A 16,578-nucleotide genomic window follows, 5' to 3' on the forward strand; every position below is an offset into this window, starting at 1 on the left:
CTCTCATGAAAGACGAGTCGGTTATTCCAGTAGCATTTTCATGCGGTAAGGGACTCGTTCGACACGAGGCAGAATCTGGGGCTGGTAAATCTGAGTATAGGCTTCCGCTTCGCGGTGGGTTTTCCAGGCGTCTTCACTTTCCCAGTGTTCGACAAGTACGAACGTTGCAGGTTCGCCTTCAGACTGATAGACGTCAAACCGCAGGCAGCCCGGTTCGGAACGTGACAGGCGGCAGGCTTCGGTCAACAGTCCCTGGATTTCTTCTGCATCAGCAGCATCTTTGAGCGTCAGGATGACATTGAGGCAAAACATAATGGTTCTCTTGAATTCATGAAGATACAGGTTGTGAGAATGCAAAAAGGCGAAGCAGGATTTCGAGCTCCGTTTATCCCAATACAGTAACACTCTGAAGTCCGAAGTGACAGTAAAGCAGGATTCTTAAACCACAGGGAACCACAAATCTCCGGCTGCGGTCATAAAATCAGTAATGCCGGATCTGTTCAAATGATTCAATATCAACGTAAAGCTGCGGGCAATACGAGTGGTTTGCGGAAGTCGTGGCCTGGGTTGAGGCTGCCGGTCTCGTAGTCTGCAGGGGACCTTTGTCAAAAGGGGCCGAAAAAAATGCAAATCGAGTCCACACTTGGATGACGGGTTGCCTCTTGTCTGTTATCATTCCGACATGAGGCAGAGGCGAATGGACGACAGAAATCTGCCTGTTGAATCTGATATATGGCTCTTTTGATTCATGCTGAGGGAGTACCAGGTGAGTAAAATCGGGACCGCGGAGTGGTTGGACTGGAAGCGACTGCCTTTATTTGCCAGATATGATGCGGAAGCATCCCTGGTTCAGATGTGCGATCGGCTGCTGGAAGAAGCGACCCGGCAGTCATCAGGGAATGACTACATTCGTCAGTTTCTGCCTCAACTGGCGACAGAGCTTTCATGCCAGTGGTGTACCCTGATTGAACGGACACCCGAATGGGAAACGCTGTTTGAATTTGGTCGCAATGCTGCCGGCGGCTTTCCGTCGACTCTGTGTGATGAAGCATTGGACCGTGACGCTGCCGGAGTGTGTGCCGACGAGAACCGTGCCGACTGGTCGTTCATGGCGGCACCGCTGGGGGACGTCCGGCCGAGTACGATTTTGCTGGTCGGTGGCCGAGATCTGAATGCGGATTCATTGAGTGAAGCGATTATCTCGGCACGGGCGCTGGGTTATGCGTTGTCAGTCGTGGAGCAGCGGGAAAAGAATCTGCGCCGCATCAATCGCCTGCAGACGACGCTGCATATCGCGTCCAGTTTTTCCTCGGCCCGGGAAACACAGCCTCTGCTGGAACTGATTGCCAAAGAAGCGACACGTCTGCTGGAAAGTGAGCGTTCCAGTATTTTCATCTGGGACCGGGAGCACAAACAGGTTGTCGCCTGTCCTGCGCTGGGTGTGGAAGGGAATACGCTGCGGCTGCCTGATGATGTGGGGATCGTCGGTGATGTGATCCGCAGTGGCAAAACAATTTGCGTGAAAGATGCCTACAACGACGAGCGGTTTGATCCCAGCGTGGATAAGTCGAGCGGCTTCCGCACTCATAACCTGCTGTGTGTTCCTTTACGCAATAACGCAGGTGAACTGATCGGTGCGTTTGAGGTCATGAACAAGGAGAAGGGTAAAGCCGACTACGATGACGCTGATGCCCAGAGCCTCGAAGAACTGGGCGTGCAGGCGGCAACCGCGCTGGAAAATACCCGCGAAATCGAGCAGTTGTCCCGCAGTCGCGATCAACTGACAGAACAGGCCAAACAGAAAGTGCAGGTCATCGGCAAGAGTTCAGCCATCACGGCACTGCGTTCCACCATTGAGCGACTGGCGGGCACCGATCTGCCCGTGTTAATTCTGGGCGAAAGTGGAACCGGAAAAGAAGTCGTCAGCCAGTCGCTGCATTACCAGGGGCCGCGGGCCAATACGCCGTTCATCGCGGTCAACTGTGCCGCATTGACCGAAACGTTACTGGAAAGCGAGCTGTTCGGTCATGAAAAAGGGGCCTTCACCGATGCCCACGAAACGCGGGCCGGCAAGTTTGAACTGGCCGAAGGGGGAACACTCTTCCTGGATGAAATCGGCGACATGAGCCCGGGAGGCCAGGCCAAGCTGTTGCGCGTGCTGGAACAGAAGGTGGTGACTCGCGTTGGTGGTTCAGAAACGATTCCCATCAATGTGCGCGTGGTCGCCGCCACGAATGCAAAGCTGGCGGATGCGGTTCGTGATAAGAAGTTTCGCGAAGATCTGTATTACCGGTTGAGTGTGGTCACGCTGGATCTGCCGCCGCTGCGCGAGCGACCGGAAGATGTGATTCTGCTGGCCGAATTTTTCCTGTCGCAGTTCTGTGCCCAGGCGAATCGTCGCTTATTGAAAATATCCGCGGAAGCTAAAAAACGGTTGCAGGCCCATCTCTGGCCTGGCAATGTGCGAGAACTGCGGAACCTGATGGAACGGGTGGCGTTCCTGTGTGCCGGCGATCGGGTGGAAGTGGAAGACCTGGCCTTCATTCTGAGCCCGTCCCGCGATTCCGTGGTCGACATGTCCGCCGACCTGAGTCTGAAAGAAGCCTCACGCCGCTTCCAGCAGGAATACATCCGCCGCACGATCAAACGCGTGGGAGGCAACATGAGCGAAACGGCAAAATGCCTGGGTCTGCATCGTTCGAACCTGTACCGCAAAATGGGCCAACTGGACATGCATGAAGCCAACGAAGGTGCCGACGACGAAGATTGAATTGAACCTCGAGTGGCATAACGCGAGTGGCATAAAACGACACGAAATGAAAAACAGTGGGTGAGGCTGGATATAATCCGGGCCGAGCGCAGCCAGCAGGAAACTGTCAGTACAAGCGATGAATCCGAGTATGGGGTAACCCCATGAGTTTGCCCCTACCGCAAACGGGTTGTTAAAACGCCTGTCGTTCGAACATTTTCACTGTCAGTTTCCTGTTGCCTGTGGTAATCTCGGATTGCATCTGGGACCACCCGAGGTTGTATTCAGATAGCAGTTTGCGCGAGTGTTACCCATGTGTCCGAACAGAGTGCTCAATCCATATCTCACAAAAAAAGCCGGCCTCCCGAAAGAGCCGGCTTTTTCTACTGAATCACTTTGACTTGAAGATCAACTATTCTCCACGCAGCCGTTTGCCGAGTTTGGCGATTTCGGCTCCGAGTTCTTTGCGGGCGTTGCCGAGGCCTTCGGGAGTCAGGTTGCCTGTTTTGAGATAGTCGAGCACGATGTCTTCTGCTTTCATCAGGTCTTTGCAGGCGTCGGCAACTTCCGAGGCGATTTCGGTCGGGATCGTAGTGACGCCATTCAGATCGCCGTGCAGCAGGTCACCGGGATAAATGGGGATGCCGCCGACGGTCACGGGGACATTCACCTGCAGTGTGTGGCAGTACCCGTGGGCACAGTTGGTACCATTCGTGAAAGCGGGGAAGTCGAGGGCTTCGACCTGATCGAGATCACGTCCGGCTCCTGAAGTGATGATGCCTTTTGCGCCGTAGGCTTTATAGGTGGAGCACATGACTTCGCCGAAGGTGGCGGACGCGGTGGGTTCGTCGATGTCCTGGTAGACGACGACGGGAGCACCGGGCAGAGATTCGAACGCAGCAACCTGGGCATCGAGGCCGGAATAGACGTCGCCGCTGCGGGGAGGTGCCATGCTGCGGAAGGTGGACGTCAACGCATAGCCGACCATGGGCGGCATCTTGGGGAAGCAGGCTTTGATCGAATCATTCATGTAGCCGGTATTGCGGGGGCGAATGTTCCAGAGTTCGATCACGTTGCAGACGGTGGGAGTATCGTACTTGGCAAGTTCTTCAAGAGCGGCAGCAGAGAGGCCTTCGGTGGACATGTCGTTCTTTCTGTTGATGTTAAATGAATTAGTGGAGTGTCATTTTTAAATTTTGGGTTGAACAATATCACGAGAGTGCGACAACGGAGCAGATAAACAACACCTGCAACTCTCAATTTCCAGCTTGATAAAGCATTAGTGTCGTGGTGCTTTGAAAACGGGTGTCAGATTCTGTTCCTCGTCAAAGGCCAGTTCGAACGGTCCGGCAATGATTTCCAGATCGTCGCGACTGTTGATTTCCTCCAGGTACGTTTCACTGACGATGACTTCACTCAATTCGAGCGTGTCATAAATCTGTACGATGCGGCTGGCTTCGGGGGAAACCAGTCCGATAGTTTGCAGGGCCGCCTCAATGGCTTCGCGGTCGGTCGGGTAGGCCAGCGGTACCATGGCTGCGGTCGGGTGACTACCAGTATTAGCGTTAATCCGGGTGATTTTCCAGTCCACGCTGGCGACGGTGCGCTCATTAGTGAATTCAGCCAGGCCGATGCCACAGGCATTGCCGTGCGTTTCTGCGGTGAGTCCGCGAATCATGATGCGTTTGGCGGAAACATTATCGCGTTCGGTGGCGACGTGATCGTTAAACTTGCGCCCAATCACGCAGGCGTCCATACCCGATCCGCTGATGTTTTTTCCAATGCGGTCGACGATGAGCAGATCGGTCTGCGGGAAGGGGAGTCGAGGCAGCCAGTCGCGGGCGATGTTGAGCAGCGCTTTTTCTCTTTCGTAAAACTCGTCAGGTTGGACGGCTTCGATAAGGGCGGTCTGGTCGTAAGAGTTTTCCACGATTGCCAGCCCCGCGACGACCGAACATTTCTGCAGGATTGATTTGGCGACGGCGTTGATGATTTCTTCGAAGCTGATGTCTTCGATCGCGCGGTGATAGATTTTGGCGCCTGCATGTTTACCCAGGCCGATGAGCATCATTTTATGCAGGCCGGATTCGATGTCGCCGACAAAACGAGTGTGCGGTTTGACGCGTCCGCAAATCAGGACATGGTCGGCTTCGTAGGCGTGCTTGTCGAAATGGACGGGAATACCGTGCGAGGTGGTATCGACGATGACCGTTTCCATGGAGGAGCGAATTTCCACGCCCATCGTTTCTGAGGTAATTCCATAAGCGGCAATCACTTCGGTCTGTCCCTCAGCGGTACCACCACCATGGCTGCCCATGGCGGGGACGATGAACGGGACCGCGTCGATTGATTTCAGATAATCGATGGTGGTCTTGATAATCAGAGCGATATTGGCGATGCCACGACTGCCGACGGTAATCGCGACAGACTCTCCTGGTTTGACTGTTTTCTCCAGATTGAGCTTTGCCAGTTCTAAGCGAACCGTTTCTGCTATGTTTTCGATCCGTGAGGACGGGAAGTTCTGGCGGACTCGGTAAACTTTGGGGAGTGTCATATTCATGGCAGCGCTTTGGTTTATCAGGGAGTCATGTCACTTGATCAATTGGTGTTTGCATTATTCTGGTGGTCTCTCCGCTTAAACCGGTGTGCCGATTTATTATGAAGAGTCTGTTATTGTACGTGATTCATGGCGGATTACGCTACATTCGCGGGCTCTCACCCGTCAGAATATATAAGAACAGCGTGATCGGTTCTGATGGTGGATGCAGTGCTGAGAAAAGTCTTGTCCTAAACCGTTAATTCCGATAACTTAACGATTCTGATTTGATCTAGACTGTGTCCAGTTTTACTGTAGCGTCTTCGGGGCTATTTGAACCGAGTAAAATAGTTTGAGAGACGCTGTGGTTAAATGTGATGCGCTCCAGGAATCAGCAGGTCGAAACTGGATGTCGAACCTTGTTACTGCAAGGAAGCAGGATATGAGAAAAAACTTTGAGCGGATCATTTTTGCTGTTTCCGTTTGTGTCTTAAGCGGTGTGTTGTTTGTTCAGGGAATTCTGTATCTGAAGGACCTGGGCTTTGCTGAGGGGCGTACTCCTGTCTCCCTCACACTGACGCAGGAACCACGCGAATTCACTGCTGACGCCGCTGAAGAGGGAGAGTGGATTCAGGAAGGAAGCATCCTGGGTATAGGGTCTGTGGATCCCGTAGAACTGGCGCTGGCAGAAACCGAAGACCTGACAGAGAATACGGCTGAACTCACCTCGGATGATGCTGCGGTGAATGGTCCTGTGTTGCGTACGCCGGGCACGGTGGAAACCGAGCTTTCAGGCGACATCAGAGAAGATGCTGATCCGGAGCCGCCGACTCTGGCAAAACCGTTTCAGGATTTTCTGCAAACGCCCGGCCCTTTGATGCCTCCCTTGAATGCAGAGCCGCTGGCTGATTCACAAAAACGCTCTGATGAACGCGATGACAAGATGACGCGTTCGATTATTCGCGAGCATCTGCCTGACGCAACCGAGGAAGAATTACAGATCTGGTTTGAAGAACTGCGAGGCGTGCCTCACAAAGTGGCCTCCGATTTACTTTCGATTCGCAAACTGCTGCAGCCCAAAGGTGCCATGCGCGGCTCACAGGACAAGTGGGTGCAACTGGAGCCGCGGTTTGAAGCTTCGATGCCTCAGCGGCCGGTTTCTTCAACACAAAATGTATTGCCCGATCAGTCGGGGTTCATCGGTTTTTCTTCCAAAGCGGACCGGGACGAATTGCAGCAGCGTCTGCGTCCGACGGTTGATGCCTTACGATTATCTCGGGACGTAATTGTGAATAATATCGCGAACGCCGGGACAATTGGCTTTAAGCGCTTGTATGTTGAATTTGAATCACTGCCGTATGAATATGTCAAATCGCCGTCGAGTGAAGAATCGGAAACGGAACCGCCGATCGCGGTAGGCATGGGCAGCCAGGTTCTGCAGACGCGTATTTCCCAGGCGAATGGCGAACTGCTGAAAACGGGGCGTGAACTTGATATCGCCATTGAGGGGCAGGGTTTTCTACAGGTGCGACTGGGAGAGACAACCGCGTTCACCCGCACGGGGCGACTGATGTTTGATGCCGACCGCCGGTTGTGTATTCGTGGTTCACAGCACAATTATCTGATCGTGCCCGAGATCAAGCTGCCTGCTGAGGCGCATTCCATTCAAATTTCGGAAACGGGAAAAGTAACTGCTCTGCTGCCTGACATGGAAGAGGAAGTGGCCGCCGGCGAACTTCAAATTGCCTGCTTCACTGATGCGAGTGAGTTGTTTCCGCGGGAGTCCTGTCTGTTTACCGCAACTCCCCGTGCGGGTGTCGCTCGGGTTTTGACGCCGGGATCTAAAGGGGCAGGAGTGATTCGGCCTGGTGTTCTGGAAGCATCCAATGTCTCGATCACCGAAGAACTGGAGCAGCTGTCATTGATCAAACAGAGACTGGATGCTTTAAAAACCGTTTACCTGACGGAACCCGATGAACCGGTACAGGCGGACCTGGGTCTGCCTGCAGAACGGATCGCCCGACCACAAGGTCAGCAGTTGCAGCAGGGCAATCGTTCGATTATCAAATGACTCGTGGCTCAGGGAAACAGTTTCTTCAGTGTCAGGTGACGCTGATAGAAGCCTTCGTCGAACAGGTCGAGGAGTTTGGATTCGGTGATCAGAAAGCCGAGCAGGCCTCCGGGTGGTTCGAACTCCAGTCGATCGATGAGCGTGATCTGGTTTTCACCAGCGGGTACGATATGGTGTTCGTGGGTGTATGATTTGAGCGGGCCTGAGATCTGCTTTTCGGTGAACAGCGTGGGTTCTTCAAACACGATGATTTCGTGTGTCCCTTCCTGAACTTTACCGAAGCCCTGGATCTGAAATTCCAGAATGGCGCCGTGATATAATTTATCTGGTTTTTTCGTGAACGACAGGCCGGTATCGGGGGGACTGATCTTCAGGATGTTCTCGGTATCAATCAGAAATTCAAACATTTCCTGCGGTGTGGCATTCAGTTGAACGCTGGCTTCAAAACTCGCCATGGTGTCTCTCTTTCGACATTCGACGCGGATAAATATACTCTATGACAGTCAGGAATTGTGAAGGTATCGCAATTCCTCGTGTATCCTAGCTGAAAAGGGCTCGGATGACGAGTCCCCGTAAACAGAGAGTCCCCCATTTTGACGAGGGGACGCTCGTGATTCCAAGTTGATTCAACATGCAGTTTCCCCGGGAAATCCTACAACAGTGCTGGTTTCTGGCAGGTCCCACCGCGTGTGGCAAGACCGAACTCAGCCTGCTGCTGGCAGAACATCTGAACGCTGAAATCCTGGCGATGGACTCGATGTCGTTGTATCGAGGCATGAATATCGGGACCGCGAAAGCGTCTGCATCCGATCGGGAACGGGTGCCCCACCATCTGCTGGATCTGATTGATCCGCATGAAAAGTACAGTGTCGCCGACTACTTTACGGAGGCGGAAGCATGTTGCCGAGAGATTGTCGCTCGCGGAAAAACGCCACTGTTCGTCGGGGGAACGGGTCTGTATTTGCGGGCAATTTTGCGTGGCGTGTTTAACGGGCCTTCTGCCGACTGGGATTATCGCAGCGAGCTGGAAACGTTTGCAGCGGCGGAAGGGAATGAAGCGCTGCATCAGCGACTGGCAGCCGTCGATCCGGTTTCTGCAGAGAAATATCATTTCAACGATGTCCGCCGCGTGGCCCGCGCACTGGAAGTCTATCATGTGACCGGCGTCCCGCTATCGTCTCAACATGCGGAAGATGTACTGACCCCCGAGGAATGTCCGGCGCACGTCTTCTGGTTACTGCCGGACCGGGAGTGGCTGTATGACCGCATCAATCTGCGCGTCGATCAAATGCTGGAGGAAGGGTTGCTGGACGAAGTCAAACAGTTATTGGCAGCGGAAGTGCCGATGGGTCGCACGGCGCGGCAGGCGCTGGGATATAAAGAGCTGATCGATTACCTGGAAGGCGTGTGGTCCTGGGAACGGGCGGTCGAAATGCTGAAACAGCAGACGCGGCGGTTCGCCAAACGCCAGCATACGTTTTTTCGCAACATCACCGAATGCCGCGAAATTGATGTGCATCCTGAAGACAGTCCGGCTGACTTGCTGCAGAAAATACTGGAATATGAGTGAGTTTTACTGCTACCACGAAAAGCACGAAACCACACGAAAAAATTCAGTTGGTAGCCCGTAACAGTCAGAGTTTCTTCACTCTAAAAAATCAACTTCTCTCTATTTTTGTGTTGAGATTATTAGCCTGCCTCATCTCAACAGTATGAAAATTCAATTTGAAATTTCGTGCTTTTTCGTGTGTTTCGTGGTAGAAAAACAAACCGGTCTAATGTGTATTAATATACATGTTTTGTTTTCCTGATTCAATAACTTCGGGGTTTCAGAGACTTACTCGATCAGCTGGAAGCGTTTTTTGTTGCCAGTTATCGGCTTTGAAGTTGTTATTGCTGCAAGGTGGCTAAGTGGCGGGGAACTCTCTATAGTGTTCTGCAACGCTTTTGAGCTTATATAGTCTGCTGTTGAAGCTGGTGCGTCAGCCGGCGTTCAATCGTTTACATATTCACCAAGACCCCATTATTTGTGTGTGACCCATGATGACAGATGAAAAAATATTAATTCAGGTAGGCCACAGTCCCGATCCGGACGATGCCTTTATGTTTCATGCTCTGGCAAATGACAAGATCGAAACTGGTAAGTATCGATTTACTCATGAGTTACAGGATATTGAATCGCTGAACCAGCGGGCCTTCAATGCCGAGCTGGAGCTGACAGCTGTCAGTCTGCACGGATATGCCTACCTGACAGATACCTACGCGATCTGTTCCTGTGGGGCGTCCATGGGTGACAAATATGGTCCAATGGTTGTCGCCCGCGAAGCGTGGAGCATTGACGATCTGCGGGGCAAAAAAATTGCGATTCCCGGTAAGTTGACCACCGCGTTTCTGGCACTCAAATTACTGCTGGGTGATGACTTCGAATATGAAGAGCATCCCTTCGATGAGATTCTGAATCTGGTCGAGCAGGGCAAGTTCGATGCGGGTCTGATCATCCATGAAGGCCAGTTGACTTATGGCAGTCAGGGATTGAAACTGGTCGTCGATCTGGGCGAGTGGTGGTACGAAGAAACCGGTCTGCCTCTGCCCCTTGGTGCGAATGCGATTCGCAAAGACATGGGCCAGGAGATGATGGAAGAAGTTACTGCCATTCTAAAGCGCAGCATCGAATATGGCCTGGAACACCGGGGTGAAGCTCTGGATCATGCGTTACAGTATGGTCGCGATCTGAACCGGGACAGCGCTGATAAATTCGTAGGCATGTATGTCAACGACTGGACGCTGGACTTCGGCGAAAAGGGGCGGGAAGCCGTCGCTGAGTTGCTGAAGCGGGGTTACGAAGCAGGCATTATTCCCAACCCGGTTAAACTGGAATTCATTGGTTAAGACTTCAATCACAGCCTGAAGGACACATCTTTCAGGCTGTTGTTGGTTCAAATATATAGAGAAGGTGGTATGTGATGAGTGAATCCAGCTCATCGGAATATCTGCAGAGCCTGTTCGGCCTGACGGGTAAAACAGCGGTTGTCATCGGAGGGACCGGCGTCCTGGGTGGTGCCATCGCCGATACTCTGGCGCAGGCGGGCGCTCATGTTGTGATTGTGGGTCGCAACGCGGAAAACGGGGCCGGCCGCGTAAAGATGATTGAAGAACTGCAGGGGACCGCAGAATTCTTCAAAGCCGATTCCACCAGCCGCGCTGACTTGGAAGCACTGGTGGCGCATCTCAAATCGAATGGACGCACGACCGATATTCTTGTCAACGGTGCAGGCATCAACGCAGCGACTCCTTTCCTGGAAATCAGTGATGAAGAGTGGGAGCAGATCTTCCGCGTGAATCTGCTGAGTGTGAAAGTCGCCTGCCAGGTGTTCGGCCAGTCGATGCTGGACAACAATGTTGCCGGTTCGATTATCAACATTGCTTCCATGAGTGCCATCACGCCGCTGTCGCGCGTGTTTACGTATTCGGCTTCGAAAGCAGCGGTTTTGAATCTGACGCAGAATCTGGCCCGCGAATGGGCGGAGCGGAGTATTCGTGTGAATGCGCTCTCTCCCGGCTTTTTTCCTGCAGAACAGAATCGAAAAGTGCTGACACCAGAGCGGGTAGCGAGTATTATGAATCATACGCCCGCCAATCGATTTGGTGATCCCGAAGAACTGGCGGGTGCCGTGCTGCTGCTGGCGGCTGGCAAAGCCGGCAGTTTTGTCACGGGAACGAATGTTGCCGTCGATGGCGGATTTTCCTGCATGACTATCTGATCTCTGCGAGGCGCAGCGGTTGATGAAGCCGCTGGTCTCGGCAAAATGAGCTTAAGGAGCACTGAGACTTGGATCCGATTTCTATTGAACCTGGTCAGCGCTATCTTGCTCGAATCAATCCGAAACGCATCCCCCATATCTTTACCGATGTGCTGATCATTGGTGGCGGAATCGCCGGTTCCCGGGCCGCGCTGGAGATCGATCCGCGGCTGGAAACGATCATCGTCAATAAAGGTAAGGTCTCGCAGTCAAACAGTGCGTATGCCCAGGGTGGCATCGCGGGAGTGCTCGACCCGCTGGATAACATCACTAATCATATCCAGGATACGCTGGCGGCTGGCAAGAATCTGTGTGATGAGGCCCTGGTAGAATATGTGTGCCGCGAGGCGCCGCGACATATCCAGGAACTGGTGGAACTGGGGGCCGATTTCGATACGGAAGATGGTAAAATCGCGCTCACCAAAGAGGGGGGGCACAGTCACCGTCGTGTAGCGCATGCGCTGGGCGATGCCACGGGCAAAGAACTGATGCGGGCACTGGTGCTGGCGGTCAACAGTCGACCTTCTATTCAGACCTGGACCAAAACACCGACCATTGATCTGGTCACGGAGAACGGCAAGTGCCGGGGCGCGGTGATCTGGAATCGCTACCATGGTAAATCGCTGATCTGGGCCAAGCAGGTGATTTTAGCAACCGGGGGCGCGGGCTGTCTGTTTCGCGAATCCACGAATCCTCCACTGGCGACCGGTGATGGGCATGCTCTGGCGTTCCGCGCGGGGGCACTGCTGCAGGACATGGAGTTCATGCAGTTCCATCCCACCGTACTCTATATTGCTGGCGGTGCCCGGTATCTGATTTCCGAAGCGGTTCGTGGCGAAGGCGCTTATCTGCGCGACTGTAACGGCGTGCGGTTCATGTCGGAATATCATCCCGATCTGGAGCTGGCGCATCGCGATATTGTGAGCCGGGCGATTACCGATCGCATGCTGAAAACCAGCCATTCCTGCGTGTATCTCGATTTGACCCACCTGGAAAAATCGCTGGTCAAAGAGCGGTTTCCCAACATCAGCAAAGTCTGCGCGAGCTTCGGGCTGGACCTCTCGAAAGATCAGATCCCCGTCCGACCTGGTGCGCATTACATGATTGGTGGTGTGAAGACCGACCTGCAGGCACAAACGTCGGTGCCGAATCTGTGGGCGGCCGGCGAAGTGACTTCGACCGGGCTGCACGGCAGTAATCGACTGGCATCGAACAGTTTGCTGGAAGGTTTGATCTTTGGCGCTGCTGCGGGCCGCGGTGCCTCAGAGGCGGCTTTGAATCAACCGGACCAGTATTCGGCTTCCCTGCTGCCGGACTGGGATGTCGAAAAACGTTCCGACGAAGATTTAAACAGCAAGGATCTGCGCAACTCACTGGCGAGCCTGATGTGGCGCGACGTGGGCATTACCCGCAGTGCCGATTCGTTAAAAAATGCCAAAGACAAAGTTGACTTCTGGAACCGGTATGTAGTCGATCGTGAATTCAGAACATTGAATGGCTGGGAACTGCAGAACATGCTGCTGGTTTCGCAGCTGATGATCACTTCGGCGATTGAGCGGCGCGAAAGTCGCGGCGTGCATTATCGCAGTGATTATCCGGAGATAGATCCTGCGTTCCAGAAACATATTTCTGTAATCTCTACCCGTTGAATATCTCTCTGAGGAAGGATGATCCATGCTGCCTGGAATCAAACTGTTCGATTTAACTGGTCGTGCTGCCATTATTACCGGAGGTTCCAAGGGCCTGGGTTCAGCAATGGCGGAAGGTCTGGCATCGGCGGGCGCGAATCTACTGCTCACCAGTCGCAACCAGGCTGAAGTCGAAGCAACAGCAGCTCAGATTCAGTCCGACTATGGAAACAAGGTGATCGGTATGGCAGCCGATGTGACCGATGCAGACCAGGTGGCCGCCATGACCGAGCGGGCGATCTCGGAGTTCGGCAAGATCGATATTCTGATCAATAACGCGGGCATTAATATTCGCGGGCCCATTGATGAACTGACGCTCGAAGAATTTCAGGATGTGCAGAATGTAAATGTGACCGGTCCCTGGTTATGCGTGCGGTCTGTCGTACCGCATATGAAGGCGGCGAAATACGGAAAGATTATCAACCTGGCCAGTACGCTGGGTCTGGTGGGCATGTCGAACCGTACGCCTTACACTGCCAGCAAAGGCGCCATGGTGCAGATGACGCGGGCGCTGGGACTGGAACTGTGTGAATACGGAATTACGTGTAACGCGATCTGCCCGGGACCGTTTCTGACGCCGATGAATGAACCGTTTGCGGAAACCGAAGAGATCAAAAAATTCATCGTCGGCGCTGTGGCGATGAACCGCTGGGCACGGATGGAAGAGATTCAGGGCGCGGCGATCTTTCTGGCCAGCGATGCGTCCAGTTATATGACGGGCAGTATGGTCACCGTTGATGGCGGGTGGACCGCCCGCTGAGTGAGTTGAGGTGTGAATGAGTGCTGATGTCGAAACCACGTCTGTTCAAATCAATCAAAAGAACAGACGGATTCTCATCCGCCGTGGTCTGATTGCCACTCTCATTGCAATTTGCGCTTTGGTCGTCTGGTCGGTCTTTCTGGTCATACGATTTCATTCGCACGTTTCAGCCTTTCAGAAGCAGAAGGCGCAACTACTGGTCATTGATGAGAATGATGCAGGAAAAACCGCTGTTTTCAATTATGGTTCGGCACCAGGCCCCGCTTTTATACCACGACCCATTATCAATTATCATCGCTCTGTAAACTGGTTGGAATGGGACAGGCAGCCTGAAAACAGTTCCGAGGAGATCGATGAATTATTTGCGCTGTTACCCGATTTTCATAAGCTGAAAGAAATTCATTTATCAGGTTTTATAATTGATCAGAAACGGGCGGCTGCGCTGTCACGAATCACCCAGCTAAAATATCTTTCAATCTGGACATGCCAGCTTAAGCAATCAGTTCTGATGAATCTCTTAAATAAAAAGGGACTGTCGGGCATCAGCCTGGCAGATTCTACTTTTCAGGAAGAAGAACTGGTTATACTAAAGCAGGGTGCTGCTAAAGAAACCTTAACTTGTTTGCTATTATCAAACTGCCCGGTTACCGATCATACGGCGACAGTGATTTCCGAGTGTCGCAATCTGGAAATCTTACACCTGGATGGCACACAGATTACCGATGTGGGTCTGAAAATGCTGGCCCGCCTGCCGCATCTCAAAGTGCTGGTGCTGGATCATACGGCGGTGACCGATGTGGGCGTGTCTTATTTGTCTGCCACTCCCGAGCTGGTAGAGTTGAGCCTGAGCAATACCGGCGTTTCCGATGACGTCCTGGATTCCCTCAAACAGGAAATACCTGCCTTACGTATCTCTGATGACTGAACGAACTGGAAGTTTTCAGGGAATACCTGAAAAAGTGTGTGGGCCATCTACCGCACTGAACCTTCTGCGAAATCTGTCGTAACTCTTTTAATCGGAACTTGCGCCCGGAGTTTCGCCTTAAATACGGGGGAAACCCCTGCAGTTAGCTGACTCAACTTCATTCTCTGACCTAGCTTTAGATAAACTTTCCCAGTTCAAAAACTGTCAAGTCAGGCATAGACAGAATAAACATGAGCAATAATCAACCCGCTAAGATCTTAATTGTCGATGATTCGGACGTTGTCCGCAGAATTCTCTCTAAGGCACTGCAGCAGGATGGGTACGAACTTCATACCGCTGCTGATGGCGAAGAAGGTCGGCAAAAAGTTCATGAACTGAAACCAGATCTGGTACTGCTGGATGTGGAGATGCCAGTCCTGGATGGCTTTGCCGTTCTGCGTGAGGTACGCGCGAACTTTAAGGTCGACGAAGTCGCCGTGATCATGGTGACGTCTCAAAACGATGGCAAAGGAATTACACGCGCCTTTGAGGAAGGTGCCTTCGATTACATTCCCAAACCGGCGACCGATTCCGAAATCAAAGCCCGCGTGCGAAACGCAATTCGTGCACTGGAACTGCTGCGCGAACAGAAATCATTACGTAAACAGGCCGAGGCTGCCAACCGGTCTAAAAGTGCCTTCCTGGCAAATATGAGTCATGAAATCCGGACGCCGATGACAGCCATTCTAGGTTATACGGAACTTCTGGAGCTGGAAGCAAAGTCGCTCCAGTTGCCCGAGCTGATCTCCGATTCGCTGGATACCATCAAACGTAACGGCGGGCATTTGATGGAGCTGATCAACGATATTCTGGATCTGTCCAAAATCGAGGCAGGGAAACTGGATGTCGAATCAATTCTCTGTTCACCCCAGACAATTGTGGAAGAAGTGCTGGAACTGGTGCAGGTCAGAGCAGAAGCCAAAGGACTGAAGCTGGAAGCCAGTTACCAGTTCCCACTGCCTGCAGAGATTCATTCCGACCCGACACGGATCCGACAGATTCTGATCAACCTGATCGGGAATGCGATAAAATTTACGGAAGTGGGCACGATTCGCCTGGAGACATCCTATCTGGAAAATCCTGGTGGAACACCTCAGGTTCAGTTTACCGTGATTGACCAGGGAATCGGGATGACAGAAGCTCAGATGGCCGGTCTGTTTCGTCCTTTTTCTCAGGCCGATTCTTCTACTACCCGGAAATATGGTGGAACGGGACTGGGGCTGACCATCTGCAAACGTCTCACCGATGTTCTGGGTGGTGATATTTCAGCGACCAGCGAGTTAAACCAGGGTTCCCGGTTCAATGCAACGGTGAGTACAGGCAACCTGGAAGACATTCAGCTACTGCAGGAATTACCAAAGAGGAAATCCCGCGCGGCACGCGCATCGGAGACTGCTGCCCAGCTTGAGGAACAGGCCTTTGCACTGAAAGGGAAAAAAGTCCTGCTGGCAGAGGATGGCCCTGATAACCAGAAGCTGATCAGCTTTATTTTGAAGAAATCCGGAGCCGAAGTGACGGTAGCAGGAAATGGTGAAGCTGCCCGGAAGGCCGCAATGCGGGCATTGGAAATCGGGTTACTGTATGATGTGGTCCTGATGGATATGCAGATGCCGATTCTGGATGGGTATAGCGCGACCCGACTCCTGCGTGAGCAGGGTTATCCAGGACCGATTATCTCTCTGACCGCCAATGCCATGGAAGGAGATCGGGAAAAATGCATCAGTGTCGGCTGCAATGACTATCTCACCAAACCCATTGACCGCAGAAAACTGGTCAACATGGTCGCGGATTTCTGTGAAGCCGAGTCAGTTGTTTAACCACGCACCATCGAGGTAGCTCATGGCTTATTGGAGCTAAAAAAGGTGTCAGAAGCTAAAAAAGGTGTCAGGAACGAATGGCACTGCCGCTGTTTTTTTGATTTGTGTTTGCGCAATGATGCCTGCGTGACGCTGTCACGTTTTAATTTTCTGATTTTTTGCCAGTTCGCTGGAAATTGTGTTTGGCAAAACG

General features: G+C 52.7%; 13 protein-coding genes. 9 read left to right on the forward strand and 4 right to left on the reverse strand.

Annotated features, from left to right (window positions below; genetic code table 11):
• Nucleotides 1-21: 21 nt before the first annotated feature.
• The gene (locus ACN0YH_RS11680; RefSeq protein WP_417379737.1) at nucleotides 22-312 is read right to left on the reverse strand and encodes a putative quinol monooxygenase; all 291 of its coding nucleotides are present in this window, start codon (nucleotides 310-312) and stop codon (nucleotides 22-24) included.
• A 454-nt stretch (nucleotides 313-766) separates the two neighbouring features.
• On the opposite strand from ACN0YH_RS11680, the gene ACN0YH_RS11685 reads away from it, so the two are divergent.
• Nucleotides 767-2,770 carry a sigma 54-interacting transcriptional regulator gene (locus ACN0YH_RS11685; RefSeq protein ID WP_417379738.1) on the forward strand — a complete coding sequence of 668 codons (2,004 nt, stop codon included), beginning with the start codon at nucleotides 767-769 and terminating at the stop codon, nucleotides 2,768-2,770.
• A gap of 391 nt (nucleotides 2,771-3,161) precedes the next feature.
• On the opposite strand, the gene ACN0YH_RS11690 is transcribed toward ACN0YH_RS11685, so the two are convergent.
• Together ACN0YH_RS11690 and ACN0YH_RS11695 are read right to left on the reverse strand one after the other, a co-directional pair.
• Nucleotides 3,162-3,893: an RraA family protein gene (locus ACN0YH_RS11690; RefSeq protein ID WP_417379739.1), complete on the reverse strand. Its 732-nt coding sequence runs from the start codon at nucleotides 3,891-3,893 to the stop codon at nucleotides 3,162-3,164.
• A gap of 135 nt (nucleotides 3,894-4,028) precedes the next feature.
• Entirely contained in the window at nucleotides 4,029-5,309 is a 1,281-nt protein-coding gene (locus ACN0YH_RS11695) for a lactate racemase domain-containing protein (protein WP_417379740.1), read from the reverse strand.
• A gap of 418 nt (nucleotides 5,310-5,727) precedes the next feature.
• Here ACN0YH_RS11695 and ACN0YH_RS11700 point away from each other — a divergent pair, with 418 nt between their 5' ends.
• Complete coding sequence (locus ACN0YH_RS11700; protein ID WP_417379741.1) at nucleotides 5,728-7,356, forward strand: flagellar hook-basal body protein; 1,629 nt, start codon at nucleotides 5,728-5,730, stop codon at nucleotides 7,354-7,356.
• Nucleotides 7,357-7,364: 8 nt separating this feature from the next.
• Here the strand turns inward: ACN0YH_RS11700 and ACN0YH_RS11705 are convergent, their stop codons facing one another.
• Nucleotides 7,365-7,811: an SRPBCC family protein gene (locus tag ACN0YH_RS11705; RefSeq protein ID WP_417379742.1), complete on the reverse strand. Its 447-nt coding sequence runs from the start codon at nucleotides 7,809-7,811 to the stop codon at nucleotides 7,365-7,367.
• Nucleotides 7,812-7,987: 176 nt separating this feature from the next.
• Between ACN0YH_RS11705 and miaA the strand changes: the two genes are divergently transcribed.
• The 7 genes from miaA (at nucleotide 7,988) to ACN0YH_RS11740 (ending at nucleotide 16,385) form a co-directional block, all read left to right on the forward strand.
• Nucleotides 7,988-8,926, forward strand: a complete 939-nt coding sequence (gene miaA, locus ACN0YH_RS11710; RefSeq protein WP_417379743.1) for a tRNA (adenosine(37)-N6)-dimethylallyltransferase MiaA — start codon at nucleotides 7,988-7,990, stop codon at nucleotides 8,924-8,926.
• A gap of 470 nt (nucleotides 8,927-9,396) precedes the next feature.
• A complete protein-coding gene (locus tag ACN0YH_RS11715; protein ID WP_417379744.1) occupies nucleotides 9,397-10,245 on the forward strand; it encodes a menaquinone biosynthesis family protein in 849 nt (282 codons plus the stop codon).
• 74 nt (nucleotides 10,246-10,319) lie between these two features.
• Complete coding sequence (locus ACN0YH_RS11720) at nucleotides 10,320-11,117, forward strand: SDR family oxidoreductase (RefSeq protein ID WP_417379745.1); 798 nt, start codon at nucleotides 10,320-10,322, stop codon at nucleotides 11,115-11,117.
• A gap of 68 nt (nucleotides 11,118-11,185) precedes the next feature.
• A complete protein-coding gene (gene nadB, locus ACN0YH_RS11725; protein ID WP_417379746.1) occupies nucleotides 11,186-12,805 on the forward strand; it encodes an L-aspartate oxidase in 1,620 nt (539 codons plus the stop codon).
• Nucleotides 12,806-12,830: 25 nt separating this feature from the next.
• On the forward strand, nucleotides 12,831-13,604 hold the full coding sequence (locus ACN0YH_RS11730) for an SDR family NAD(P)-dependent oxidoreductase (RefSeq protein WP_417379747.1): 774 nt from the start codon (nucleotides 12,831-12,833) through the stop codon (nucleotides 13,602-13,604).
• A gap of 16 nt (nucleotides 13,605-13,620) precedes the next feature.
• Entirely contained in the window at nucleotides 13,621-14,529 is a 909-nt protein-coding gene (locus ACN0YH_RS11735) for a hypothetical protein (protein WP_417379748.1), read from the forward strand.
• A gap of 230 nt (nucleotides 14,530-14,759) precedes the next feature.
• Nucleotides 14,760-16,385, forward strand: coding sequence for a response regulator (locus tag ACN0YH_RS11740; protein WP_417379749.1), 1,626 nt, complete (start codon nucleotides 14,760-14,762; stop codon nucleotides 16,383-16,385).
• Nucleotides 16,386-16,578 lie beyond the last annotated feature (193 nt).

It is taken from the genome of Gimesia sp. (assembly GCF_048262075.1).
Lineage (GTDB): Bacteria > Planctomycetota > Planctomycetia > Planctomycetales > Planctomycetaceae > Gimesia.